A 24,341-nucleotide genomic window follows, 5' to 3' on the forward strand; every position below is an offset into this window, starting at 1 on the left:
TTCTCGGCGCTCGGACACCTCGGACTACTGGGTCACCTCGACCAGATCACCGTGAACGCTGTCGCGCTCGACTTCGATGAACGAAGGGGTATTGGAGCCGCCCAGCTTGTCATCGATCAAGAGGTAGTCCAACTGCGCATCCGAGAGACTCGGATGAGGGCACGAGGTAGTCGTTGGCTTCGTTCCATACGTGGCCGGCCTTGGTGCCGATGCCGATGCCGATGCCGAGGCTGCGCCAGTCGGTCGCCGCCACCGTTCGTTTATGTGCCGTACCAACATATTTAACGAGGATGTGACTCGGCGCGTGTTCAGATGCACCGTACAGCACAAGGCGATCACGGCGGACCCGTGTGAGGCGGTGGACTTCTCGGCAGGTCGTGCCAGCGGGGACACGAGCGGATTCGAGCACAACCCACTGTCGGCGGCGGAGGTAGCGTTGGTGGTTGCTGCTGTGGCGGGTAACCCGCCCGAGACCTCCACCGGCACAACGTTGCCCGCGTACCCGGTATATGCACTGATGGTGGAGTTCATGGCGTACAGCGGAGTTCGTGCCGCCGAGAACGCTGGGCTGGAGGTGGGAGACCTCGTGTTTGCGCCCCATGCCGGACCAGCTTCGCACCCCAGTGCAAGGTGCGAGTACGCCGAACCAAGAAGCGCAAAAGGCGGCGAGTGGGTTACCGGCACCCTCAAGAGCGAGCGGTCCCGACGCGATGTGCCGATACCACCGTGGCTAGCGGTGAAACTTGTGGACTACCTGGCAAATACGCACCCGCGGCCGGCGAAACTCACTGCGCCGCTGTGGCAGAGCCGGAAGAACGGCGGCGGTTACCGCGCAGCTGGGGAGCGATACGCGGTGCCGCTGGATTGGAGTCAGCCGATTGCGTCGGGCGCGTTCTACGACACCATTTTTAAGCCCGCCTTGGAGGCGGTCGACTCGCCCGCTAACCGACCCGCCACCGATGCAACGCCTGCTGTACGCGGGGTACGGCTGCACGACCTACGGCACATCTTCGCGGTTATGCACCTGAGCGAAGGCACGCACTTCATGCGCGTCAGCCAGCTCGTGGGGCAATCGACTTACACGCTATCGCTGAACACGTATCGCGATTGGATCCCATCGGAGTAGTACGCGGAAGACTTGTTCGAACCGCCCGCGCCGGCTCAGACCGCCGAGCTACCGGCCAACGTGATCAGTCTGTTTGGGCAGGCGAATTAGAACGGGGGAGGCTCGGGAATGTCCAGTTCATGCAGGGCCTCTGTCAGAGCGGCATCCTTCGCCTTCTGCTTTTCCCCTTGCGACACAAGATTATAAAGCTGTTCGAGTCTTACGGTTTCACCAAAAGGGTCATCGACGACGGTGTCGACAAGGTCGCCGTTAATGTTGAATAGCTCGAAGACATGTGGCGGCTGGTCATCACCATCTCGCGCGTAGATCCGCATCGAGCTTTTCGTGAGTGACAACTCGTAAACCCCCGGTGTGGGCTGCTCCCAAAGTTGCTTGTCCGCCGCGAGCGCATCGCGAGTGCGCACCACAAGCCCATCGATCAAGGCCTGTAGACGTTCGTTGTAATCATTCTCGTCGAAGCTCACGGGCGCTCCTTTACCGTCTGTTGAGCCGTCAGTGCCCCGAGGTCGGTCGTGACGTCGATCATCGCTTTGCGGAAAAGCTTTGTTTCCCTGGCCCAATCGGTTTGATCATTGAAGTCGAAAAACTTCGCCTTGAGAGTTGACGCGGCTATCAGCGACTTCTGGATCTTAACCATTGCCTCGGCTTCCGCCTCAACCTCTTCGTCTAGGTACTCGCGGCAGGTGCTTGCGTGCCAACGCCAGTCCTGGAGAAGATGAGCCGCTAGATCGCGGGCCTTGTCTTGGATCGCTCTATCGACCATTTCCTCCATGTTCCTTAGCTGCGGCAGAAGTGTCGTTAGAGACGCAGTCTTGAACTGGCCGCGTGCATCTTCGGCGGCGGTCTTCGCGGCATCTGCGGCAGTTTGGGCATTCTCGGCGGCGGTCTTCGCTTGCTGGATCTGCTGCCTTGCCTGGCTTATCTGGTAAAAGGCGAAGCCGAAACCGACCGCGCCGAGAGGTACCTGCAGGTACAAGTTGGCCCACTCGAAGGCATTCTTCGTGATTTCTTGCCAGGACAATAAGCCTTCCCCTCTTGCTTAGGCAGGCAAAGTGTACTCAATCCCGCGACCAAGCTTGGCGGATCGGCTCCCCGCCGCGCCGCCCTCTCGGGTAGCAAACGCCGAAATGCCGACCAAATATAGGCGGCCTACCGCACCCGTACCGGACCTCTGCCGGACCTCTGCCGGAGATGTGCAAATTTGCAGGGGCGGAGCCAGAATGCAGTCTTCCAGCTAAGCGTTTGCGCAGGTCGTCGGAAGCGGCCCGTACCTACTTAGAATCCGCCAAGTGTCGGTTCGAGTCCGACTGGGGGCACCGAGATAACCCCGTTCGTCAGAACTCGCACGTGGGCCGGAGCGTTCGGCGATCAATATGGGCTCTGCGGCGGGTATGGCGGTGGCAGCAGTTTCCTGTTGTGTTCTTGTGCGGCCACGTAGGCCCAGACCATGCCGCCGATCCAGGTGAACACCAAGAAGAACCAGGCGATCCCGACGGTGAAGATTCCGATGAAGAACAGCAGCACGTTGATACCGAACGTGATGAAGGCCCCTGGCACGGTGGCATAGAGCATGCCCAGGCAACCGAAGAGTCCGGCCAGCAGGGCGGCGAGCCCAGGGCTTTTCGAGGCCGCATGCGGGGCGTACCTGTTGGTCTGGACCGGCGGCGGGGCTGAGTACGGGTAGGGGTTTGCACCGGTTGCGCTGATGTATCCGGGCGGGGGGCTCAGATCGGGTAGCAGCGGCCTCGATGGTGGTGTGGGTGTTGGCACCGCCGGCGGATGATTGTCATCGGGCTGGCTCATGATTGCCCCTTGCTTGTTCGGTGAGGTGAGGCTACCGCCAGCGGAAACCAGGTGGGCGCAAACATCCAACGGCCACCCGCACACGGGTGGCCGTTGGGCTCGCAGACAGATCAGCCCTTGTCGAGCAACCGCTCGATGTTGTTGACGCCGAACGGGGCGAGGCCGGACTTCTCGTCGCTGGCGATCACGATGAACCCGGGACCCTGGTGGTTCTTGGTGATCAGCAGGGTCTCATTGCTCATGTTCACGTCGGTGCCCGCCTTCTTCAGTGGCGCGACGATGTCGGTGTTCAGCGCGGCGAAGAAGTTCTGGTCGATGTTGTCGGTGTTCCAGGCCCGGTAGCCGCGCGGGCTCTTCTCGATCTGGTCCTTCTCGTTGTGGCCGCGCACACCGATCACGGAGTCCTTCCAGCCCTTCACGTCCTTGGTGACCTTGTGGTTCTTGACGGCCTGGTCGATGTCGGCGCGGGCTGTGGGGTCGAGCAGGGTCACGTGGACGTGGAGCTGCTCCTGGCCGCGGTTGTCGGCGGAGTTGATGCCCAGTGCCCAGTCCGGTGCCTGGCCCTGGTTGCCTGGCGGCAGAATGCTGACCTGCTCGAAGGCGTCCTTCAAGTAATGGGGAGCATTGGCGTCCAACAGGTTTGCGCATTCGATGCCGGTCTCGCGGGCGGTCGGGATCACCAGCAGGTCGGTCAGTTGGGCGGGGTGGTGTCCTTGGCGCACCGCATAGCCGCGGGACTTGTCGCCGGCGGGCCACACGACGTCGATGGCGCCGTCCTTGTGCTGTGGGCTGGCGTGCTTGACGTCGTTCCAGAGCGCGACGTGCTTGTCGGCAGGATTTCCGCACGGTCCGAAGTCGGTGACCTGTGCGCCGGCGGCCGGCGCGAGGCCGAGCCCGAGTGCGGGCACGACCGCTGCGGCGGCGACGAGTGCGGAGCGGCGGACGAAGCCGATGGTGTTGGTGGTCATGTGATGTCCCCTCGGTGGGTGTTGGTGTGTTGAAAACACCATCCCGTCTGGGAGAGACAGCGTCTGTCCGCTGGTCAGACCATGAATCGACGGAATCATGGGTCCGCCGATCGGGGGAACGGCCCTACGATCGGTCGGTATGACCAGCAAGCCTGCTTTGATTCTGGCGTTCGCAGCATTCGCCGCAGCCGTCCCGGCCGTCCTGCCGGCATCGGCCACAGCCGCACCGTGCCCCGACGTCGAGGTGGTGTTCGCCCGGGGCACCAATGAACCGCCTGGCCTCGGCAGTGTCGGCGGCCCGTTCGTCGACGACCTGCGGGCCCGGGTGGCGCCGCGCACCGTCGACGGAACCGCGGTGGACTACCCGGCCAACAACGACTTCCACAACAGCACCCCGGCCGGCACCGACGCGGCGCAGTCCCTGATCGAGTCGATCGCGGCCAGTTGTCCGAACACGAAGATGGTGCTGGGCGGCTACTCGCAGGGAGCGGCCGTCATCGAACAGGCCACCACCGCAGCGTCTCCCCAGACCGCCGATCACGTGGCGGCCACCGCACTGTTCGGTACGCCGCGCACCAGCTTCTCGGGCCTCCTGGCTTCCGGGATGACGCTGCCGACGCTCGCCCCGCAGTACGCCGCCAACTCGATCGACCAGTGCAATGAGGCCGACCCGATCTGTTGGGAAGGTGGCTGGGACATGGGTGCCCACGTGTCCTATGTGCAGTCCGGAAAGGTTGCGCAGGCAGCCGATTTCGCCGCCGGCCGACTCTAGTTCCGGTCGCCCAGGCACCGCGGTGCGTTCATACTGCACACATGCGTGCCCGCGTCGGCATCGCGGCGCCGACGGCTGCGATCACACTGTTGGTGGGTTGTACGTCCGGGGCCGGCCTGTCCGAGGTGAAGATCGTGCTCGACGGTGACGTCCACACCCTGGCCGCGCAGGTCACCTGCACCAGGTTTCCCGACGGCAACCTGCTGATCTACGCATCGCCATCGGCGACGGACCACCGACGAAGCGTTCGATTGATGCTGACGACGGCACACCGCCTGGTCGTCACGGCCGCGGGGTTCCATATCCCCGAAGCCAATGGCTTCACCAAGGACTCGCGTGAGATGACGGCCATCAAGGTCGACGACGTCTACACGATCAGTGGACGGATGCCTGCCGAAGAAGGGCCCGGGTGGCGCCAGGTGAAGATCGAGATCACCTGCCCCGGCTATCAGCGGCCGAAAGGCACACGTGACACCGTGCCCGCGCTCGGGAGGCCCTGACCAGACCGGATGGTCGGCAATCATCTGCATCCCGTGGCCTCACAGGCGATACTGCGTCTATACCGAACGACCAGGGGAGATCGGAAGTGGATTCGCGCGTCGGCACGACGTTCGGCAAGTACGCCATCACGCGCCTGCTCGGAAAGGGCGGGATGGGGGAGGTGTACGAGGCCTTCGACGCGGAGAAGAACCGGACCGTGGCGTTGAAGATCCTCGCCGACCAGTACTCCAGCGACGCCACGTTTCGTACCCGATTCCAGCGGGAATCGCATGCGGCCGCGGTCCTGCAGGAACCCCACGTCATCCCCATCCATGACTGGGGCGAGATCGACGGCAGCCTCTACATCGACATGCGACTGGTGCAGGGGGCGACGCTCTCGGATCTGATCGCCCACGGCCCGCTGGCGCCGGCGCGAGCGGTGGCCATCGTCACCCAGATCGCGGCAGCCCTGGATGCGGCGCACGCGGCCGGGTTGATCCACCGCGACATCAAGCCGCAGAACATCATCGTCACCCCGGCCGATTTTGCCTACCTCGTCGACTTCGGCATCGCCGAGAGCGAGGGCGACAGCCGGTTGACCACCGAGGGATCCCGCATCGGCACCCTGAATTACATGGCGCCCGAACGATTTACCGGGCAGACGGTCACACCGGCAGTCGATTCGTACGCGCTGGCGTGCGTGCTGTACGAGTCGCTGACCGGCCAGCCCCCGTTCGTCGGCGACAACCTGGAAAGCCTGCTCGCCGCCCATATCTCGGCGCCGCCCCCTCGACCCAGCACCACCAATCCCACGGTGCCAACGACCCTGGACGATGTGGTGGCCCGGGGCATGGCCAAGGACCCCGACGACCGCTACGGCTCGGCCGGAGGATTGGGCCGTGCTGCGCAACGCGCACTGCAGGCCGGCTCGGCGCCGTCGACCGCGCCGCACCAGGCGCCGACCCTCGCCGCGGCTCTGGTGAGCCCCGCCAGCTATCCACATCCGGATCCACCTGCCGAGCCGCCACAGCCGCCGCGCGGTCGGGGATGGGTGCTGCCGACGGTCATTGCGGTGGCGGCCGCGCTGATCCTCGGCGGCCTCGGCGTCGTAATCGGAATGCTTGCCAATAACGCCGGACAACCCGCGGACACACCGCCTTCGGCATCGCAGCGAGACCCCGCGCAGCCAGGCGGCCCGGTGCCGCCACTGATCACCGGCCCCGATCAGAGCAGCCTGCACCAGTCGTGTGACGACGGTTTCGCGGTCACCACCGCCACCGGGTTCGCCAGTCGGGCCGGGCGCGGAACACCGGAAACCTCATGCCTTTTCACCAACAGCGTGCTGACGTCGTACTGGGCCGAATACGGCAACGCGAGTCCGCTGCCGCGAGCGGTGTCGGCCCCAGGGGCGGTGGACTGCGGCAAGGTGCCGGGGGCGCTGTGCGACGGCTCCAACTTCCTGATGCACTGTCAGCAGTCCCCGGGCGACAGCTGGATCACCTGCACGGGCGGCAAGAACGCCCGCGTCTATCTCTGGTGAGCCGGGCAGTGTCCCGTCGGCAGGGCGCTCAGACGTTCACGCAGCCAGTTGGCCATCGTGGTGAGCGCAGCGGTGCCGTCCTCGAACTTTCCCGAGTACGGCAGTGCGGCCAACGCCACGGCCACGGTTCCGGTCGGAGTCGTCAGCACACCGATCTGACGAACCAGATAGCCACCCGTCGGTGAGGGGCCCCAACCGCCTTTGAACCGGCTGCCCTCGAGGGTGCCGATACCCCATCGCTGGTCGGGCTCGACGCGGGCCATCAGATCAAACACGGGGTCATTTGCCTTGTCGCACACCGCAATGGACGTGAACCGCGCCTGGTCGGTCAGCGGCCAGTCGGTCTGCCCCGAAGCGCTGAACTCCGGACGCACGCGTTGCGATTGGACGACCGTCGGGTCACCGGTCTCCCGCAGAACCGCTTCGACCTTGTGCGCGGCCTCGGCCGGTGTACCCAGGCCGTCCCAGATCGATTCGGCTGCGGCATTGTCGGACTGGGTGATGGCCGCGGTCATGGCTTCGGTGATCTGCGGCGGCACCTGTGCGCGCAGCGCGGCGATGATCAACGGCACCTTGATCGTCGACCAGGCGGGGCCGCTCTGCCACTCGCCCAAGCTCATCGGCTCCTGCCCGGGGCCGACGCCGCTGATCGCCACACCAGCAACGGCGGGCAGCTGCGTTTGCAACTGGGCGAATCCCGCGGCCAGCGACGCGGTGGGCGCCGAGCTCCGCGTGTTCGGGCGCTTGGCGAGGTGGGTCCCGATGATCACCCCCGCGGCGAGCGCGATCGCCGCGAAGACCGCTATCAGAGCCCACAGTCGGCCCCGGTGGCCGGATGTCACGGTGCGGCGCTTTGAAGTTCGAAGGTGAACGCGTGACCGCAGATGCGGATCTGGTCCCCGTCGCCGACGGTCGCGCTGGGGTGGATGCGTTCCTGCCGCACCTGCACACCGTTGGCCGACTGCAGGTCGGTGATCACGAAACTGCTTCCGGTGTCGATGATCACCGCGTGGTGACGGCTGATCTCGGCATCGTCGAGGACGATGTCGTTGTCGGGAAGCCGCCCGATCCGGGTGACGGTCGGTTGCAACGGATATCGGCGTCCGGTGGCATCACGCAGTGCGGCCGCCGTCGAACCCCGGTTGGCGGCGGTGCGTCCGGCGCTCACCGTGTGCGCGGCGGTGGCCATGGCGGCCTGCCTGGTGTCCAGCCGCTCCTGACGCAGGATCCGCGCGTGCAGTGCGGTGAGCGTCGGCCCGGGGTCGATGCCGAGTTCCTCGGCCAGCACGGACTTGACGCGTCGGTAGGCCTCCAGCGCATCGGACTGGCGCTCCGCGAGGTAGTAGGCCGTAATCAGTTGAGCCCACACCGGTTCCCGGTACGGATGCCTGGCGGCGAGGTCTTCGAGGTCGGCGATCACGGTCACCGCACGGCCGCAAGCGATCTCGGCCTCGGCGCGGCTGGTGTGCACCAGCACGTGGTCCTCGGCCAGGGCCGCTGCAAACGTATCCGCGAACCGGAATCCGCGGAGATCCTCGAGAACCTCGCCACGCCACTGCGCCAGCGCGGCCGACAGGTGCGTGCTTGCCGTATCGAATCGTCCGGCCGCGGCGGCGGTTATCCCCGCGGACTTCTCGGTGATGAACCGGTCCAGATCACAACTGCCGACGGCCACGTTGAGCCGATAGCCGGGAGCCGCTTTGACCAGCGCTGCATGCGTTTCCCGCTCAGAGCCGCCGAGCAGCCGACGCAGATTGGACACATGGGTGTGGATGGTGGCGCGGGCCGCGGGCACCGGTTCCCCGTCCCAGACGGCGTCGATCAGCGATTCGGTGCTGACCGCCCGATTGCGGTTGATGAGCAGGACCGCCAACACCGCGCGCTGTTTGGGCGTACCCAGTGCGACGGGAGCGTCGTCCACGGTGACCTGCAGCGGACCCAACAGACCGAACCCGAGACGAGTGTCGCTCATCGCTTGCCTTCCCGGTGTTCGGCGCGGTCCGCATCCCATTGTGACGCCGCGCGGCGCTACCGCAAGGATCCGTTGAGAATCCCGCAAGGTGTCGGCGTCATCGTTCCGACATGACCACGATCTCGCACCGCCCCGCCCGGCACGACGACGCCGGACTGGATTCGCTGCTCGACGCGTTGGCCGGTGTCGCGGTCAGGGGAGAGGTCCCCGGGGCCGAACTGCTGGCACAGGTAGCCGGCGCGCGGCACGCGCTGGCTACGACGGCGTCCGACCCGAACCCCGGTGAGCCCTACTCGCGGACGATCCTACGTGTCGACGACGACGTCGAGATCATGCTGGCCCGATGGCGACCAGGGCAGCGCTGCGCACCGCACGACCATGGCGGGGCAGGCGGTTTCGTCATCGTCCTGGACGGCCGGTTCGAGGAGCGACGGTTCGGCTGCGACGGTCCAAGGTTGACCGTCACCAGCAGCGCGGAGCACCTCACCGGCGCAGTCACGAGCATCACCAGCGACGTGATCCACGACATGGCCGGCCCGGACGGTGGTTTGACCCTGCACTTCTACAGTCCACCGGCGACCAGCATGCGAGTGTTCGATCTGGACCGGGCCGAAATGTTGGAGCTGATCGGCAACTACGGTGCGTGGATCCCGCAAGGGCAGCACCAGCGCATCCCGCTCGCCGAGGTGTCTCCGGAAATTACTGCGGCGCCGGTGATCTGGGTGGCCCACACCACGCACTACCGCGGTGGATCCGAAGAGTTCGCGGTGGCGGCCGCGACGATGGCACGTGAGCTGGCCGCCGCCCATCCCGATGCCGAGGTCATCATGTCGGGTCTGCAGCACAAGGCCGACTTCGTCGCCGAGCTCACCCGATTGGCCGAGGCCGGCCGCGTCATCGACCAGTTGCACCTCATCAGCCATTCCGGAATGTACGGCCCGATGTTCGGATCGACCGCCTGGCCTGAACAGTTCTCACCGCACGAATGGCGTTCGATGACCATCCCTTTCACACGCACCGGCCAGGCCTACTTCCACGCTTGCCGCACCGCGCGCTGGTTCGCACCGTTCTTCGCGAACGTGTTCGGGGTGACCGCTTTCGGTGACCGCGACTACACGACGGTGTCGGCGCGCAAGGACCGGTTCGCCTGGGCGGGGCGCCGTCCTGTCACCCGCGGCGAGCTCTACCTGATCGACACGCCGGGCCGAAAATCGCACGGGCCGTTCGGCACCGCACGCAAGTACCTGGGTGCCGCAGCGCGGCCGCCGGTGCGCAGCCTGCCCGACCTCGCGGGGACCGGCGGCTCCTATGATCCGGTAGCTGAGCTCTACGACCGTGCCTACGCGGACATCAGGGTGCGCGGCGGCGAATGGCGGTGGGTGTCCGAGCGGGCTGCCCGTGCGCGGGCCGAGCTCGGCCGGGGGTTGCGGGTACTCGAAATCGGCTGCGGCACTGGTGCGTTGTTACGGGCGCTGGACGACGATGGAGTGGTCGACTTCGGCATCGGCGTGGACATTTCCACGGGCATGCTCGCCCAGGCGCACCGCCGTACCCACGATCGCCCACGGTTGCGGTTCGCGGCGGTCGACGGACCGGAGCTCGACATCCCCGACGACCACGTCGATGTGGTGATCTGCTTTCTGTCGTTCCGGTACTTGGATTGGGATCCGATGATGGCCGAGATTCGCCGGGTCCTGGTGCCCGGCGGCAGGCTGTGGGTGGTCGACATGGTGGAGCATCCCATACGGGTTCGCGAGCTCACCGTCCTGGCCCGATCTGCCCTCGAACACCTGCGCACCCGACGGGCCCGGCCCCGGTTCGCCGTCGATCTGGCCGCATTGACCAGTCATCCCGCCTGGCGGGAGATGCTGCGGCACAATCCGATCCGTGCCGAACACGAGTACCGCTGGTACTTCGCCAGCCGGTTCCCCGGTACCCGGCTGCGGCTGTTGACCGCGACACCGTCACAGCGCGTGGTGGCGTTCGACTCCGGACCCCTGGCCAAGGGGCTCACGGCCCCGCTGACCTACCCATGACGCCGGTGGCGTGCCTCGGCATCCTCGACTGGGGCATCGGCGGCATCGGCCTGGTGCGCGAGCTGGACCGGTGCGCACCCGGCTTGCCCGTCCTGTACTGGTCGGATGCCGGAGCCACGCCCTACGGCCGGATGCGCAGCGAGGACCTGGCAGCCCGGCTCTCCGCGGTGATCTCCGAGCTCGCCGAGAGGGGCGCCACCGAGGTGGTGCTGGCCTGCAATGCGGCAAGCACGGTCGTCGCACGGCTGACTCGGGTTTCCGTTCCGGTGGAAGGCATCATCGATCACGGCCTGGCGTCCGTTCCCGACGGGCTCCGTGGATACATCGGCGTCGTCGGCGGGCGACGCACCATCGCCAGCGGCCGCTACCGGCGAGGGCTGGCCCGTCCCGGCCGGGAGGTGCTGTCACGGGTGGCCCAGCCGCTGTCGGCGCACATCGAGGCCGGCAGCACCGGCTCACCGGCCTTCGTCGCCGACCTGCACCGGATCGTCGCCCCGCTCAGGCGGACCCAGACCTTGGTGCTGGCGTGCACCCACTACCCGGCCGTGAGCGATTGGTTCGCCGACGCGCTCCCCGACACCGCGCTGATCGACCCGGCCCAGCGGCTGGCCACCGCGGTCGCGGCCCGCCATCCCGCCGCCCGGAACGGTCCGGTAGCCGAACGAACCTATCTGACCAGCGGCGATACCGAGGCGATGCGGCGCGGTGCGGCGATCGCCTGGGCCGTGGACCTCACCGCCGAACCTGCCGTCACCGTGGCCGATCGCAGCACAAGATTCCATTGAGAATTCCGCAAGGCGGCCCCCGCATGCTCAATGCCATGAGCACAAACCGACCTCACCTCATCCCGTTCGTCGCCGCCGCGGCAGCCATCATCGCCCTCCCCGCGTCCGCCTCTGCCTGCCCGGCGTCCACAAGGTTCGTCACCCCGTCGGGCAACATCTGGTGTCTGGTGCCGAGCAATTCCGACGGCACCGACGGCGTGGTGTGCGAGATCCGCGAACACACCTACACCGCGCCGGCCAAGCCGGCGGACTGCCATCTGGACTGGGGCGACCGCGTCAGCCTGAAGCCGGGTCGCGCACCCGAGGTGCATTGCCACGGCGACACCATCTTCGAACCCGGAATGCCCACGCTTCCGTACGGCCAGTCGCGTTCGGCCGGCCCGGTCAAGTGCGAATCGCAACCCGCTGGTGTGGCGTGTACCGACACCAACTCCGGACACTTCTTCCGGATGTCGCGCGAATCTCTCGAGCTCGGCTAGCGCTGAACCCGCCCGGGCCTGACCGTCTCGGCATCTCGTCCAATTTCGCCCGAAGGGCCACCGATCCCCGCTAGCGTGACGAACGTCGAGTTCGATGTAACGGGGGGCGAATAATGACGCGGGTAGCAGCGTGGGTTGGTGCCGGGGTGTTCACGGCCGGATTGTCGGCGGCTGTGCTCGCCGGGGCAGGGTCGGCCCACGCCGACGACGACGGCGGGTCGAAGCGCGACGCGAAGCCGTCGGCCACCCACAACGAGTCCGTCCAGAAAACCCAGCACCGCAAAACGCGCACGGTCAAACAGCGGCCTGAATCCGCGGTCTCAGACGCGCCGACCACCGAAACGAAGCCCACGACCAAACCGAGATCAGCCAAGTCCGAGGCGGCGCCGCGCACCCTTCGCCAACTTGCCGATTCAGTCAGTGCCAAGGCGCGCAGCGACTTTCGGGATACCGCCCGCGAGATTCGTAACGCGGCCGACGGCATCAGCGCCGCAAAAGACATCGTCCAGGACGCCACGCCGAAAACCGTGGATGAGCAGAGCGCCGTCGAGGTCCGGGTCCGGCCGCCGATCGGCATCCGGTCGGCCATTGCCGCACACCGTGAGCGCCTGCGTCTGTCCGGGGGCAGCCCGACGGGGGCGATCGAACCGCGCGACGTCCAGGTCGCGACAACGCTGCGCGACGCCCTGAAGCCGGTCGATCCGGACCAACCTGGCGCTCGGGTCGTCAGCCTCGCTGCCGCAACACCGTCTCACGAGGATCCGCTCGAGGCCATCCACGACGTGATCCGCAGCCTCGGGGCGTTGGTGCTCAACCCCGAGCCGCAGAATTACCCCAAGCCGATATCGGTGATCGGTGATGTCGTGTTCGACACGCTGGCCACGCTGGAGCGGGCCGTCGGCGGCGATCCGGTGGTGCCGCCGGCGTTGCGGGACTCCGTCGAGGTCAGCACATCCACACTCGTCATCTCCGAAGGCCACGAAGTCGAATCCAACTGGTATTTCCCGACTTCGGAAAATGGTGAGCCACCGACTCGGCTGATCTACCTGCAGCACGGCTTCCTGGCGAACGGTCCGCTGTACAGCTACACCGCGTCTTATCTGGCCCAATCGACAAACAGTGTCGTCGTCACCACCACCTTCACGTCGAACCCGTTCGAGGCCGACGGCATGTGGCTCGGTGGCGACAACCTGCACGAGGCCGTCGCCCAGCTGTTTCTCGATCCGGACCGCACGGCGCTCAACGCCAGCATGGACACCGCGGAGCTGAAGGCCGGCCGCACCGAGAATATCGATGTACCAACGCAGTTCGTTCTCGTCGGGCACTCGTTGGGCGGCGGGTTCGCTCCGGGGGTCGCCGGGTATTACGCCGAAGGGTTGAGCCGTCGGCGGGAACAGGGGCTGGACGCACCGAATGAGCTTGCCGGCGTGGTGATTTACGATGCGGTGCCGATGGGCTCGATCATCCCCGACGCGATGGACCGGCTGGACGAGCTGGAGACGAACGGGACCGCTGATCCCAGCGATGACGATCCGAACGACTACATCCCGATCTACGAGATCGGCGCCCCACTGAATTTCCTCAACGTGTTCAGCGATGTCAACGACCAGCTGTCCGAAGCCCGGCCAGGTCAATTCACCGGCGTCGTTCTCGAAGACGGCGTGCACATGGACCCGATGCAGGGCGGCAACCCGCTGATCCAGGTCGCCGCCTACGCGATCGCCGGGTTCCCGCAACCGCAGAATCCGTTGGCCGTCCGCGATTTGTCCGCGGGGTGGATCAACGACATGTTCGACGAGAACATCGATCCCGCTACCGGGGCCTGCAAGACGGGCGTCGACTGTGCCGGGCAGTACGGCGACGGCGACGACTCGTTCACGATCACCACGGACAGAGGTGACGCCGTGGCGGTGCTGATCGGCACGCAAAAGGCCAAGGACCTGACGTCATTGCGCGCAATCAGTGCGACCGACTTCATCTCCGCGATCCCCGCCGGGGTGCTCAACGGCCTGCAGACCACGTGCGAGTTGGTCACCGGAGGTAAATGCAGCGTGTAGCCCGGCGCAGCGGACGTAGTGTTCAGACATGACTGAGGCACTACCCAAGACTGCGCTGGAACTGCGGTCGCTGGTGACAGAGGACGGCACGCTCGAGTTGTCGCTGCACGAGGTTGCGGTGCCCACCCCGGCACGGGACGAGGTCGTGGTCCGGGTCGAAGCCGCGCCGATCAACCCGTCGGACCTGGGTCTGCTGATTCCGAGCGCGGCCGACATGTCGGCCGCGACCGTCGCGGGTACCCCGGACCGGCCCGTCGTCACGGCGCCGCTGAAGGAAGGAGCCCTCGCCGGTCTGGCGGCCCGCGTCGGATCTTCGCTTCCCGTGGGCAACGAAGGCGCGGGCACTGTAGTGGCCGCGGGGGAGTCACCGTCGGCGCAAGCCCTGCTCGGCAAGACCGTCGGCACCGCCGGTGGCGCGATGTACTCCCAATACCGGGTGGTCAACGCCGCGGCATGCCTCGTCCTGCCCGAGGGAGCCGCGGCCAAGGACGGCGCATCGTCATTCGTCAACCCACTGACTGCGCTGGGCATGGTGGAAACCATGCGCCGCGAAGGACATTCGGCCCTGGTGCACACGGCTGCGGCGTCGAATCTCGGGCAGATGCTCGTCAAGATCTGCCTCGCCGACGGAGTGCCGCTGGTCAACATCGTCCGCAAGACCGAGCAGGAGGAAATCCTGCGTGGCCTCGGCGCGGTGCATGTCTGCAATTCGTCGTCGCCATCATTCGAGACGGATCTCGTCGAGGCACTCAAGTCGACGTCGGCGACGCTGGCATTCGACGCCACCGGTGGTGGCACGCTGGCCAGTCAGATCCTCAACGGCATGGAGCAGGCGGCCAACGCGACCGCCGCGCAGTACTCCCGCTACGGGTCGGCGGTGCACAAGCAGGTGTACATCTACGGCAGCCTCGACACCGGCCCGACCGTTCTGACTCGAAACTTCGGGATGGCCTGGGGTGTCGGGGGTTGGCTGCTCACCCCGTTTCTCGCCGGTGCCGGCCCCGAGACCATCGCCCGGCTGCGCGCCCGCGTTGCCGCGGAACTCACCACGACCTTCGCAAGCAGCTACACCCAAGAGGTCTCGCTGGCCGACATGCTCAAGCCCGACGCGTTCAACGGCTACTTGCAAAAAGCGACCGGTGAGAAATACCTGGTGACGCCTCAGGCCCGCTGAGAGCCGACCTCTACGGCTGCAATCTCAGCGGCGGTCGGTGATATCCGCATACTCCGGATGCTTGTCGATGTACTCGGCCACCATCCAACACGTCGGCACTATCCGCAGTCCGGCATCGCGGGTGGAGCGCAGGGCCTCGGCGATCAGGATGGTCGCCAGGCCGCGGCCACGGTACTGCGGCTGAACCTCGGTATGCGGAAAGATGCGGCGGCCGTCGCGGTCGTGGAAGTCGGCGATCCCCACCGTGGTGCCGTCGACGTCGATGGTGAACCGGTCTGGGTGTTCGGTGACAGTGGTCGCCGCACCGGTGCGGTCGAGTCGGGTCTCGGAACTCATATGCCTCCATTCGCCGTTACCCCACGATAATCGCGCGTCTACCCGCCATTTGCCGGCACCGTTGCTCATAGAACATTGATTCGTAACGCAGTCGGCGTGACGCCATTCCATGCGAATTCGCCCCATTGCTGCTGAGCCCTAAAAGGCCAGGTCTGCACGGGTATGTGCGTGCGATGGCAGACGGGCTGAACGGCCCACCGGTCAGCATGCGGGACCCGCGTCCCTGATTTGGGCATTCCATCCCACGATTTCCGTATGTTGCTGACGAGCAGTTGTTCCGGTGTTACGTTCGGAAAATGAACCCAAAGCTGATGAAACGCACAGGTGCGCTCGCCGCAGCTCTCGCCATCACCGGGGCGGCGGCCGTTGCGTGCTCGCAGGAAGCGAAAGACAACACCAAAGACGCCTTGTCCAGTGCCACGAGTGCCGCGTCGTCGGCAGTCGATGCCGGCACGAGCAAGGCCAAAGAGGGGGCCAGCTCCGCTTCGAGCGCGGTCTCGTCGGCTGTCGAAGGCGCACCGAGCACGGTGAACGCACCGGGTGTCGGCGAGGTGGTACTCGACGCTCCCGTCGCAAAGGCGTACACCGACGCCGGTGGTGAAGCCAAGTTGGGTCTACCGACGGCGCAACCGGAGAAGGTCGGCGACGGCACGGTGCAGGCTTTCGCCAACGGCACCATCTATTCCTCGCCGTCCACCGGCGCGCACGTCGTGCAGGGCGAGATCTTGCGGGTCTACACCGCGAACGGCGGCCCAGCAGGCCAGCTTGGATTCCCCACCGAAGATGAGGACGAGACGGCCGGCGGTCCGGATGTGGCCAACGGTGGTTGGATCTCCGAATTCCAGCACGGGACCATCACCTGGCTGAACAAGGGCGGCGGCACGTTCGCCGAGACCGTCACGCCCAAGTAGCACGTGAGCTAGGCGGTTACCAGACGCGCACGTAGTCCACGAGCATGTCGGCCGGGTAGGTACCGGCACTGGGATCTTCTCCACCCGAGCCCGCGACCGCGAGGTTCAGCACCACGAACATCGTGTAGCCGGGCTGGCTGAACGGCCAGTCCGGCAGCTGGCTGGCCGCGACCTCGAAGTAGGGCTTCGCACCTTCGGTGTAGTCCTGCCAGAAGCGGGCACCGTTGGCGTCCCATTGGGTGCGCCACGTGTGCCAGCCGGTGTCGACGGCGATGTTGTGCGTCTCCCATTCGCCGCCGTTGGACTTGGCGTGCACGGTGGTGGCCGACGGCCATTTGCCGTTGCCGTACCACTCGACGATGTCGAGCTCACCTTCACCGAGAGTGCCCAGCCAGAAGGCCGGCCAGGCGCCCGGGGTCAGGCAGTTGAACTTGATCCGGGCTTCCCAGGTGTGCCCGGCACCGCCCTCCCACACGCTCGCCAGCTTGGCGCCGTAGTAGGCGTCGCCTTCCTTCGTGGCCCGGATGACGAGATTCCCCTTGCCGTCGAGGAAGGCGTTCTTGCGGTCATCGCGGTACTGGCCGATGCGGCCGGGCTGCTCCCAGTAGGTGGGGTCCTTGATGGTCTCGCGGGCCTTCGCGATGGTCCACTTCGACGCGTTCGGCGCCGAGCCGGCAGACCCGTCGAATTCGTCCGCGAACACGTAGTTCACCGTGGCCTGCGGCGCCGACGGCGCAGGAACAGGCGGTGTCTGGGGCTTGGTCGGGAGGGCCTGGGCTTGCGGGGCGGGTAGTGCTGCCGCCATCACGCCCAGACCTGACAACATCATCATTTTTCGGCGATCCAAGTTGGCCATGGTGGACCACCCTAGCGGTGCCGCGTGCGCGAGTAGGGATTGAACGGTTTTGCCAGCGGGAAGTTTTGTTCTGAACATTTCCATAGGAAACGCTTCATCCCTGCTCAGCCAGCGCGGGCACAGTGGGATGCATGACACTGATCGATTCTTTGCGCCGGGCCGCACGGGGGCGCAGTGCGCTGACCGCCGGGCTGGTACTCGCGGGAGCGTTCGTCGCTCTCCTGCTCAGTGTCGCCACCAGCGGAGAGTGGGCCACGGTACTGGCCTCACTGGCCGGCTTCGCGACGGCCATCACGGTGATCGCGGCCGTGGCGACCAGCTGGGAACACGTCGTCGTCAACGCCCGCAGCGCCGGGTTGGTCGAATCCGAGGTCGAGTCCCGCTGACTGCCGACCGGTTTGCCAGCTAAGTCGATTACTGCCCAGCCGTGCCAAGCCGAGCCACCGCAGTGCCAATTCTGCTGTGCCCGAGGCCCTCTCGTGTGAGATGCTCTGCGCGTCAATTTATGGCGCCGCGTCGGGGCGACTTCAGGGAGCGATCTTGAGACTTGTCATGAGCCTGGTTCCGGCGATGGTTCTCGCCGGAACGGCTGTCGGTTTCGCGAGCCCGGCTGTCGCCGAAGAGCTCAACGGCACCTACCGCTATGACCACGACGGTCCGTCGACGTGGAGCACCTGGACCGTCACCCCATGTGGCGCGGGATGCGCAGACGTGGCGGCCACCGGTGGTGCGACGTGGGCGGCGTATGGAGGTCAGGCCCACCTCGACGGCGGGACCTGGACGATGGCGAGCCCGTGGCCCGACGCCGGGACCTGCGAGGGCACCCCGCTCACCGCCTCACGCACGCTGTCCTGGGACGCTCAGGCGCTGACGGGCACCGGGTTCGCCACCTGGGAGGCGAGCGACTGCGGCCCGGCCGAGCGCAGCGAACGGTTCTCATTCACGTTGACGAAGCTCTCTTAGGCAGGCGTTGACGCCTTGAGATTGCGCCCACGGTCGTGATCTGTCCTGGTGCGCAACCCTGTGTGCGATTTCAACGCGTCGGCCGTGAATAACTGCCTGGCTCTGCCATAGTCGTCCATTGTGGGTAGCCGAGAAAAGCACTACTTGCGGCGGTCGTTCTGGGCGCTGGTGGGTGTGGCTGTCCTGGGTTTCGGATCAGCCGTGTTGCGCGTCGCGCAGGTCGGCGTGGATCCCTACACCGCGGCCAACATCGGTATCAGCAACACGATTGGGCTCGACCTCGGCACGTACCAGCTGATCAGCAACGCCGTGCTGCTGATCCCGGTCTTCTTCTTCGGCCGCATGTACATCGGGATCGGCTCGATCATCAACATGGTCATGACCGGGTACTTCATTCAATGGTTCTCGGCCTTGCTGAGCCCCCTGGTTCCCGTCGACCCCGGACGCGTGCTGCAGACCGCGATGTTCCTCGTCGGGATCACGTTGTTCGCCGCCGGTGCGTCGATGTACATGACCGCAGCGTTGGGCAACGCCCCGTACGACGCGATCGCCCCGATCATCGTCGATCACACGCACCTGCCGTACCGGGCGGTGCGGGTGGCCCAGGACCTCGCGTTCGTCGCGTTGGCGTTGGCGTTCCACGGGCAGGTCGGCATCGGGACGGTGATGACCGCGTTCTTCGCCGGTCCGCTGATCGACTTCTTCACCGAGAAGGTCAACAAGCCGCTGATGAAGAAGGACCTGGCGGCGCTCGACTCATTTCAGCAGCGCATCAAGACCACTCGCTGGCATTTCTGACGGCGGAGTCGTCATGAGTGCCCGAGCAAGACGCTCGGCCGGGGTATCCAGCCGAGCGTCTGCCCGATCTCACCCGGCACGCCTACGGCGTGCTGTGTGTTCCGTTGGCCCCGTTGCTGCCGTTGGCGCCGGCCTTCCCGGAGCTTCCGGCTTTGCCGGCCGTTCCGGGTTTGCCGATTGCACCCTTCTTGCCGGGCGTGCCCGCGCTGCCTGCCGAACCACTCGCGCCGGCAGCTCCGGTCGCACCGGTGCTGCCGGTGGCGCCGGTCTGGCCTGCGGTGCCGGTCTTGCCCTTCGAGCCGAACGCGCCGCCGGAGCCGGCCGTGCCTGCCGCGCCGCCGGAGCCGCCCGAGCCTCCCGCACCGCCGGAGCCTCCCGCACCCGCTGTACCCGCGGCGCCACCTGACCCGGCGGCGCCGCCGGAACCACCGGAACCGGCTGTGCCCGCAGCACCTCCCGATCCTCCTGAACCTCCGGCAGCACCCTTGCCGCCCTGTCCTCCGAGGCCCACGGTTCCTGGAATGTTCGCGTAGTTGGCGAGGCCGCCTTTGCCGCCGTTGCCACCCTTGCCGCCGTCGGCGCCGTTGCCACCGACACCGCCGTTGCCGGCCGCGCCGCCCTCGCCGCCCTGGCCTCCGTCACCACCGGCACCGCCGTTGCCGGCCGCGCCGCCCTGGCCGCCGGTGCCACCTTCGCCACCCTGCCCGCCGTCACCGCCATTGCCGGCAGCCCCACCGGAGCCGAAGATGCCGAACAAGCCGGCGCTGCCGCCGTTGCCGCCCTTGCCGCCGGCCTTGCCTGTGGTGCCCGCGGATCCGGTGCCGCCCTGAGTGCCGGTGCCGCCGGTGCCGCCTGTTTTTCCGTCAGTGCCCGCGCCGCCGGTGTGGCCGTCGGTGCCGTTCTGCCCGGTCTGTCCGGCTGCGCCCTGAGCGCCGTCGCCACCATCGCCGCCGTTACCACCGTTGGCGCCGAATGCCCCGGCACCGCCCGTGCCGCCGTCGCCGCCGCCGGCACCGGGCACATTTCCGTCGCCACCGTCGCCACCGCCGCCGCCCGTATGGCCGGCTCCGATGTTGCCGTTTCCGTTGCCGCCGTTACCACCGGGAGCGCCGTCACCGCCGTCGCCACCGCTGCCTGCCACGGCCGTGCCGATCCCGCCAATGCCCTTGGTGCCCTGGGCACCCGGAGTGCCCGTCGGGTTGGCACCGTCGGCTCCCTTCGCGCCGTCTACGCCGTCGTCGCCCTTGTTGCCGGTGGTCCCGTCATCGCCGTCCGGCCCGTTCTTGCCGGCTGTGCCGCCCGTCCCGCTCTCGCCTTGCGTACCTGCGATGCCGACGCCGCCATTGCCGCCGTCACCACCCTTGCCGAACATCGAGAACAACCCGGCCTCGCCGCCGTTACCACCGTCACCACCGGCGAGGCCGTCGCCGCCGCGACCGCCGTTGCCGGCGAAGAGACCGGCGTTGCCGCCCGATCCACCGTTGGCCCCGGCGCCGCCGTTGCCCAACAGCAAGCCCCCTGCACCGCCATTGCAGGCCGCCCCGGTGCAGTCGGAAGCCGCGTCGATGCCGTTGCCGATCAGCCACCCGCCGTCACCGATGACGGGCTGCCCGGTCGCCGAAATGAGTGCGTTGGGCGTGGGGGCGTTGGTTACCGATCCGACCACGGCCCGGTTGTTGGCCAGCCACCAAATGTCGCTCGCCGCTGGGGCATTCGACGCGGGGGCCTTCGGAAGTGGAGGTAGCGCCGAATCGGAACTGACGAGTTGGATGTTCGGAGACTGCGCGACGGTCGGCGGCGTATCCGGCGTGCTGAACAGCAGGATGCCTGCACCTGCCATTGCTGCGCCGGCCACACCGGTGGTGATGATCGGACGCGCCGTGGCGCGCGATCTGGCCTTTCTATGTTTGGGCAAGGATCGGATCTCTCCATGGTCAGTGCTTGACTGCATCGGTTTCCCTTCCACCGCAGTGGTTTCCACGCGGGCACTGGCGGACAGCCAGCAGTCAAGGACCGTACAGAGAGGGGGGTGGAACAAGTTCCAGTTTGAGAACCTTCGGATGCGCACTTTGTGCAGTATCAAAATTTAGTTCCGGCTAAATACGATGCTGACCTGCTCATTGAGTGCGCACACCTTGTCGACGGTCGCGTCAATATGATCTTGAAGCGGCATGAAGACTAATAGTCTCGTTACTGAGGTCTCGTCCGCGTCACCCTGGCGGGGACCGAAGCGCACAGGGCCTACGATGCGGAAGTGGTAGCGGGATCCTGGCCGACGCACATTCCGGTGGCGACCGTCGGACGGCCGGCCACTGCGCGTGCGGGTGTTGCGCGTCCGGGAATTGCCCGTGTGCTGCGGGATCGCACCGGTCTGGTGGTGGTCGCGGCCCCCGCGGGATACGGCAAGACCACTGCGGTCGTGCAGTGGGACGACGCCGACGAACGCCTGTTCGCGTGGGTGCGGCTGGACAACCTCGACAACGACCCGGCCCATCTGCTGTTGCATCTCGCGACGGCGCTGAATCAGATCAAGCCCATCGACCCGACAGTGCTTCACTACCTGCAGGGGGCGGGCCGCGCCGAGTCCCAACTGGTGTCGGCGTTCGTCCAGGCTCTTGAGACCTGCGGGCCTGTCGTCCTGGTGCTGGACGACGTTCACGAGTTGTCGGCAGGCGCGGCCGTCGACTCCCTGCGCGCAGTGGTGGATCTAGCCCCGAACTCGACGACGCTGGCGCTCGTCGGCCGGCAGACTCCTGCCGTCGATCTGGCGCGACGCCGACTGCAGGGCTATGTCGTCGAGATCGGAATTCCGGAGCTGAAGCTGTCCGGATCCGAAGGCGCAGCGGCATTTGCGGCCCTCGGTGCAGGCACGGACGAGGCCACGATCGCGCGGGTACTCGACAAGTGCGAAGGCTGGGCGGCCGGTGTGGTCATGGCAGCGTTGGCGCTGCGCGATGGCGCTCCGGCTGAGGTGGTAACCGGTCGGCACCGACTGGTGGCCGACTACCTGGTCGAGGAGGTACTCAGCCAGCTCGACCCCGATACCGCCACATTCCTGATGGAATCGGCGATGCTGGACCGCTTCTGCGCCGACGAACTCGATGCGCTGGTCGGACGTACCGATTCGGCTGCGATGCTCGACGCGATCACTCGATCCGGCAACATGTTCCTGGTTTCCATTGACAATCAAGGCATCTGGTACCGCTATCACCAGCTCTTCGGTGACCTGTTGCGCGCCCGGTTGCGTGATCGGGATCCGGACCGGTTCCGGGAGTTGGCTGCAAGGGCGGCAGATTGGCTGGCCCAAGCCGGTGACGTCGATGGCGCGCTGGCTCAGGCGCTGGCTGCCGATGATCGTGCTCAGGTGGCCGCACTGGTGGGTGTCGACGCCGTGCGGCTGGGCTTTGACGGCCGTGTCGGGGTCTTGGCCCGGCGGCTCAGCCTCATTGATGAGCAGACCTTCACCGACTATCCCGACGCGGCGATCGCGCGGGCCTGGCTGGGCGTGACAACCGGTGACGCCGAGTTGATCCAGCGGTCGTTGTTGACCGCGGCCGCGGCCGACACCGGCGAGCCGCTCGCCGATGGCACACCCTCGGTCGAGGTGGCTGCGGCGCTGATCGGTTCCCTGATCGGTGTCGGCGGCGTGGGGGAGGTGATCCGTCATGCTGAAACCGTCTGTGAGTCAGGCGATCACCTGGTCAATCCATGGTGGGGTGCGGCCACCACGATGAAAGGTACTGCCCTGGCCATGCTCGGGGAATCCGGGCAGGCCCGGGCCACCCTGGAATCTGCCCTACCGGTGATCGAAGACCTACCCGGATTTCAGGCCGCCGCACTGGCACATCTCGCCGCATTGGACCTCGGTGACGGCGACCTGCCTGCCGCCATCTCACACACCAACGCCGCGCGCTCGATCGTCGACTCACGCGACTTGTCCGACATGGTCCCGATGGTGGTGGTCTACGCGGTCGACGCACTGGTCCGGGCTCGGCGCGGAGACGTGGACGGAGCGCGCAGGGCCGTCCGCGCGACCGAGCGGCTTGTCGACCGGTTGGGAGATCTGTCCGCTCGTACCGCCCTGATGGCCCATGTGCTGGTTGCGGGCGCAGCTGTCGAGATCGACGACACCGAACTGTGTGACCGTCACCTGGACGCGGCGCACCGCGCTCATCGGCGTGAACCTGAGGCTGTCGGCATCGGGCAATGGCTGGACGATATCCGGGCCTTGTCGGCGGCCCGCGCGGCCCGCGGCGCTCGGCCGTCGCTGACGAAGGCCGAGCTGCGGTTGTTGCGGCACTTGGCATCCCACCTGTCATTGCAGGGCATCGCCGACGAGTTGACCGTGAGCCGCGAGACCGTGAAGAGCCAGACGAAGTCGATCTACCGCAAGCTCGCCGTGGCGTCTCGCGCCGCCGCGGTTGCCGAGGCCGACCGGCTCGGGCTGCTCAGTGACGCCGCGCGAGCCGCTTCGCGAACGGCAACAGCATCAGAAACTCGGCGATCAACACCACGGTGATCATCACGACCACCTTCGGATCGTCGAAGTTCTGGCCGGCGACCACGAACGCCGCTGCGGCGTTGCGCTGAGCGGTGCCCAGCGCCAGCACCTCCCGTGTCCCGGGACCGCCCATGAGCCAACCGATTCCGGCGCAGATCACCGTGTAGATGACAGCCGCCAGGATGCCGAACGTGCCGAATACCGACAGCACGCTGTTGAAATGCGCGGCGATCGTGAACGTGATCACGAGGATCATGCTGACGGTGGACACCTTCGCGATCACGGGCTGGAGGCCGGCGGCCACACCGGGGCCGCGGGCCCGCAGCAGGAGGCCCGCGGCCAGTGGGATGAGCATCAGCACCACGAGAGACATCGCGATCTGGACGGGGTTGACGGCCGCGCCCGAGACGAAGATCGGCAGGATCAGCGGCACATATCCCACGGTGACCACCATCAACAGCACCATCAGGCCCACCGCGAAAGCCATGTCGGCCTTCGCGAACTCGGCGAGCTTGATCAGGAAGGGTGCGCCGGCCGCGAGTCCGCACAACAGCAGCCCGATCCCGAGCGGGTCATCCAGATCGAACACCCGCCACAGCCCGAACGCGGCCAGCGGCGCCAGCACGAAGTTGGCCGCGAGGGCCAATGCAACGAGACGAATATTCTTGAGGGGGGCCAGAATCTGTCCGACGGTCAAGCCCAGCCCGACCGCCAGAGTGCTCGAGACGACGAAGAAGACAACGGCGATATTCGAACCCTGCAAGAGGAGATCGTTCATGCCGGT

Annotated in this window: 24 protein-coding genes; 14 read left to right on the plus strand and 10 right to left on the minus strand. The window is 66.6% G+C overall.

What is annotated here, in order from left to right; genetic code table 11:
• The first annotated feature begins 190 nt into the window (after positions 1–190).
• Positions 191–1,126, plus strand: a complete 936-nt coding sequence (locus tag ACZYZF_RS15855) for a site-specific integrase (RefSeq protein WP_463836230.1) — start codon at positions 191–193, stop codon at positions 1,124–1,126.
• An 86-nt stretch (positions 1,127–1,212) separates the two neighbouring features.
• Here ACZYZF_RS15855 and ACZYZF_RS15860 read toward each other — a convergent pair whose 3' ends face one another.
• From ACZYZF_RS15860 to ACZYZF_RS15875, 4 genes are all read right to left on the minus strand, one after another.
• On the minus strand, positions 1,213–1,590 hold the full coding sequence (locus ACZYZF_RS15860) for a hypothetical protein (RefSeq protein WP_463836231.1): 378 nt from the start codon (positions 1,588–1,590) through the stop codon (positions 1,213–1,215).
• Positions 1,587–2,147 (minus strand): hypothetical protein, encoded by a 561-nt coding sequence (locus tag ACZYZF_RS15865; protein ID WP_463836232.1) that lies wholly within the window; start codon positions 2,145–2,147, stop codon positions 1,587–1,589. The genes ACZYZF_RS15860 and ACZYZF_RS15865 overlap by 4 nt, the downstream gene beginning before the upstream one ends.
• A 347-nt stretch (positions 2,148–2,494) precedes the next feature.
• Positions 2,495–2,929 carry a hypothetical protein gene (locus tag ACZYZF_RS15870; protein ID WP_463836233.1) on the minus strand — a complete coding sequence of 145 codons (435 nt, stop codon included), beginning with the start codon at positions 2,927–2,929 and terminating at the stop codon, positions 2,495–2,497.
• Positions 2,930–3,039: 110 nt separating this feature from the next.
• Positions 3,040–3,897, minus strand: coding sequence for a CDP-diacylglycerol diphosphatase (locus ACZYZF_RS15875; RefSeq protein WP_463836234.1), 858 nt, complete (start codon positions 3,895–3,897; stop codon positions 3,040–3,042).
• A 139-nt stretch (positions 3,898–4,036) separates the two neighbouring features.
• Here ACZYZF_RS15875 and ACZYZF_RS15880 point away from each other — a divergent pair, with 139 nt between their 5' ends.
• The 3 genes from ACZYZF_RS15880 to ACZYZF_RS15890 all read left to right on the plus strand — a co-directional run bounded on the left by ACZYZF_RS15880 (position 4,037) and on the right by ACZYZF_RS15890 (position 6,689).
• Positions 4,037–4,669 (plus strand): cutinase family protein, encoded by a 633-nt coding sequence (locus ACZYZF_RS15880; protein ID WP_463836235.1) that lies wholly within the window; start codon positions 4,037–4,039, stop codon positions 4,667–4,669.
• Positions 4,670–4,710: 41 nt separating this feature from the next.
• Positions 4,711–5,169, plus strand: a complete 459-nt coding sequence (locus ACZYZF_RS15885) for a lipoprotein LpqH (protein WP_463836236.1) — start codon at positions 4,711–4,713, stop codon at positions 5,167–5,169.
• An 86-nt stretch (positions 5,170–5,255) separates the two neighbouring features.
• On the plus strand, positions 5,256–6,689 hold the full coding sequence (locus tag ACZYZF_RS15890; RefSeq protein WP_463836237.1) for a serine/threonine-protein kinase: 1,434 nt from the start codon (positions 5,256–5,258) through the stop codon (positions 6,687–6,689).
• Here the strand turns inward: ACZYZF_RS15890 and ACZYZF_RS15895 are convergent.
• Both ACZYZF_RS15895 and ACZYZF_RS15900 read right to left on the minus strand, forming a co-directional pair.
• Positions 6,677–7,531, minus strand: a complete 855-nt coding sequence (locus ACZYZF_RS15895) for a serine hydrolase (RefSeq protein ID WP_463836238.1) — start codon at positions 7,529–7,531, stop codon at positions 6,677–6,679. The two genes, ACZYZF_RS15890 and ACZYZF_RS15895, sit on opposite strands and share 13 nt — an antisense overlap.
• On the minus strand, positions 7,528–8,661 hold the full coding sequence (locus ACZYZF_RS15900; protein WP_463836239.1) for a BTAD domain-containing putative transcriptional regulator: 1,134 nt from the start codon (positions 8,659–8,661) through the stop codon (positions 7,528–7,530). The genes ACZYZF_RS15895 and ACZYZF_RS15900 overlap by 4 nt, the downstream gene beginning before the upstream one ends.
• A 110-nt stretch (positions 8,662–8,771) precedes the next feature.
• Here ACZYZF_RS15900 and ACZYZF_RS15905 point away from each other — a divergent pair, with 110 nt between their 5' ends.
• The 5 genes from ACZYZF_RS15905 to ACZYZF_RS15925 all read left to right on the plus strand — a co-directional run bounded on the left by ACZYZF_RS15905 (position 8,772) and on the right by ACZYZF_RS15925 (position 15,192).
• Entirely contained in the window at positions 8,772–10,697 is a 1,926-nt protein-coding gene (locus tag ACZYZF_RS15905; RefSeq protein ID WP_463836240.1) for a methyltransferase domain-containing protein, read from the plus strand.
• Entirely contained in the window at positions 10,694–11,482 is a 789-nt protein-coding gene (locus ACZYZF_RS15910; protein ID WP_463836241.1) for a glutamate racemase, read from the plus strand. The genes ACZYZF_RS15905 and ACZYZF_RS15910 overlap by 4 nt, the downstream gene beginning before the upstream one ends.
• Before the next feature lie 35 nt (positions 11,483–11,517).
• Entirely contained in the window at positions 11,518–11,961 is a 444-nt protein-coding gene (locus ACZYZF_RS15915) for a DUF6636 domain-containing protein (protein ID WP_463836242.1), read from the plus strand.
• A 113-nt stretch (positions 11,962–12,074) separates the two neighbouring features.
• On the plus strand, positions 12,075–14,018 hold the full coding sequence (locus ACZYZF_RS15920; protein ID WP_463836243.1) for a hypothetical protein: 1,944 nt from the start codon (positions 12,075–12,077) through the stop codon (positions 14,016–14,018).
• Positions 14,019–14,046: 28 nt separating this feature from the next.
• Positions 14,047–15,192: a zinc-binding dehydrogenase gene (locus ACZYZF_RS15925; RefSeq protein WP_463836244.1), complete on the plus strand. Its 1,146-nt coding sequence runs from the start codon at positions 14,047–14,049 to the stop codon at positions 15,190–15,192.
• Between the two features lie 24 nt (positions 15,193–15,216).
• Here ACZYZF_RS15925 and ACZYZF_RS15930 read toward each other — a convergent pair whose 3' ends face one another.
• Positions 15,217–15,528, minus strand: a complete 312-nt coding sequence (locus ACZYZF_RS15930; protein WP_463836245.1) for a GNAT family N-acetyltransferase — start codon at positions 15,526–15,528, stop codon at positions 15,217–15,219.
• Positions 15,529–15,824: 296 nt separating this feature from the next.
• On the opposite strand from ACZYZF_RS15930, the gene ACZYZF_RS15935 reads away from it, so the two are divergent.
• Positions 15,825–16,439 (plus strand): LGFP repeat-containing protein, encoded by a 615-nt coding sequence (locus ACZYZF_RS15935; protein ID WP_463746208.1) that lies wholly within the window; start codon positions 15,825–15,827, stop codon positions 16,437–16,439.
• A gap of 16 nt (positions 16,440–16,455) precedes the next feature.
• Here the strand turns inward: ACZYZF_RS15935 and ACZYZF_RS15940 are convergent, their stop codons facing one another.
• Positions 16,456–17,295 (minus strand): glycoside hydrolase family 16 protein, encoded by an 840-nt coding sequence (locus ACZYZF_RS15940; RefSeq protein WP_463746209.1) that lies wholly within the window; start codon positions 17,293–17,295, stop codon positions 16,456–16,458.
• Between the two features lie 131 nt (positions 17,296–17,426).
• Here ACZYZF_RS15940 and ACZYZF_RS15945 point away from each other — a divergent pair, with 131 nt between their 5' ends.
• The 3 genes from ACZYZF_RS15945 to ACZYZF_RS15955 all read left to right on the plus strand — a co-directional run bounded on the left by ACZYZF_RS15945 (position 17,427) and on the right by ACZYZF_RS15955 (position 19,056).
• Complete coding sequence (locus ACZYZF_RS15945; protein ID WP_463746210.1) at positions 17,427–17,681, plus strand: hypothetical protein; 255 nt, start codon at positions 17,427–17,429, stop codon at positions 17,679–17,681.
• Positions 17,682–17,835: 154 nt separating this feature from the next.
• Positions 17,836–18,258 (plus strand): hypothetical protein, encoded by a 423-nt coding sequence (locus ACZYZF_RS15950; RefSeq protein ID WP_463836246.1) that lies wholly within the window; start codon positions 17,836–17,838, stop codon positions 18,256–18,258.
• 120 nt (positions 18,259–18,378) lie between these two features.
• Entirely contained in the window at positions 18,379–19,056 is a 678-nt protein-coding gene (locus ACZYZF_RS15955) for a YczE/YyaS/YitT family protein (RefSeq protein ID WP_463746212.1), read from the plus strand.
• 82 nt (positions 19,057–19,138) lie between these two features.
• On the opposite strand, the gene ACZYZF_RS15960 is transcribed toward ACZYZF_RS15955, so the two are convergent.
• A complete protein-coding gene (locus tag ACZYZF_RS15960) occupies positions 19,139–20,971 on the minus strand; it encodes a hypothetical protein (protein WP_463836247.1) in 1,833 nt (610 codons plus the stop codon).
• Between the two features lie 339 nt (positions 20,972–21,310).
• Here ACZYZF_RS15960 and ACZYZF_RS15965 point away from each other — a divergent pair, with 339 nt between their 5' ends.
• Positions 21,311–23,575 (plus strand): AAA family ATPase, encoded by a 2,265-nt coding sequence (locus ACZYZF_RS15965; RefSeq protein ID WP_463836248.1) that lies wholly within the window; start codon positions 21,311–21,313, stop codon positions 23,573–23,575.
• Here ACZYZF_RS15965 and ACZYZF_RS15970 read toward each other — a convergent pair.
• Entirely contained in the window at positions 23,505–24,335 is an 831-nt protein-coding gene (locus tag ACZYZF_RS15970; RefSeq protein WP_463836249.1) for a bile acid:sodium symporter family protein, read from the minus strand. The two genes, ACZYZF_RS15965 and ACZYZF_RS15970, sit on opposite strands and share 71 nt — an antisense overlap.
• Positions 24,336–24,341: the final 6 nt, after the last annotated feature.

The sequence above is a fragment of the Mycobacterium sp. IDUB_24 genome (assembly GCF_055419385.1).

Coding starts and splice junctions, on each gene's coding strand:
- ACZYZF_RS15870 (WP_463836233.1), bottom strand. CDS start 2,929: ATGAGCCAGCCCGATGACAATCATCCGCCGGCGGTGCCAACACCCACA.
- ACZYZF_RS15875 (WP_463836234.1), bottom strand. CDS start 3,897: ATGACCACCAACACCATCGGCTTCGTCCGCCGCTCCGCACTCGTCGCC.
- ACZYZF_RS15880 (WP_463836235.1), top strand. CDS start 4,037: ATGACCAGCAAGCCTGCTTTGATTCTGGCGTTCGCAGCATTCGCCGCA.
- ACZYZF_RS15885 (WP_463836236.1), top strand. CDS start 4,711: ATGCGTGCCCGCGTCGGCATCGCGGCGCCGACGGCTGCGATCACACTG.
- ACZYZF_RS15900 (WP_463836239.1), bottom strand. CDS start 8,661: ATGAGCGACACTCGTCTCGGGTTCGGTCTGTTGGGTCCGCTGCAGGTC.
- ACZYZF_RS15905 (WP_463836240.1), top strand. CDS start 8,772: ATGACCACGATCTCGCACCGCCCCGCCCGGCACGACGACGCCGGACTG.
- ACZYZF_RS15910 (WP_463836241.1), top strand. CDS start 10,694: ATGACGCCGGTGGCGTGCCTCGGCATCCTCGACTGGGGCATCGGCGGC.
- ACZYZF_RS15915 (WP_463836242.1), top strand. CDS start 11,518: ATGAGCACAAACCGACCTCACCTCATCCCGTTCGTCGCCGCCGCGGCA.
- ACZYZF_RS15920 (WP_463836243.1), top strand. CDS start 12,075: ATGACGCGGGTAGCAGCGTGGGTTGGTGCCGGGGTGTTCACGGCCGGA.
- ACZYZF_RS15925 (WP_463836244.1), top strand. CDS start 14,047: ATGACTGAGGCACTACCCAAGACTGCGCTGGAACTGCGGTCGCTGGTG.
- ACZYZF_RS15930 (WP_463836245.1), bottom strand. CDS start 15,528: ATGAGTTCCGAGACCCGACTCGACCGCACCGGTGCGGCGACCACTGTC.
- ACZYZF_RS15935 (WP_463746208.1), top strand. CDS start 15,825: ATGAACCCAAAGCTGATGAAACGCACAGGTGCGCTCGCCGCAGCTCTC.
- ACZYZF_RS15940 (WP_463746209.1), bottom strand. CDS start 17,295: ATGGCCAACTTGGATCGCCGAAAAATGATGATGTTGTCAGGTCTGGGC.
- ACZYZF_RS15945 (WP_463746210.1), top strand. CDS start 17,427: ATGACACTGATCGATTCTTTGCGCCGGGCCGCACGGGGGCGCAGTGCG.
- ACZYZF_RS15970 (WP_463836249.1), bottom strand. CDS start 24,335: ATGAACGATCTCCTCTTGCAGGGTTCGAATATCGCCGTTGTCTTCTTC.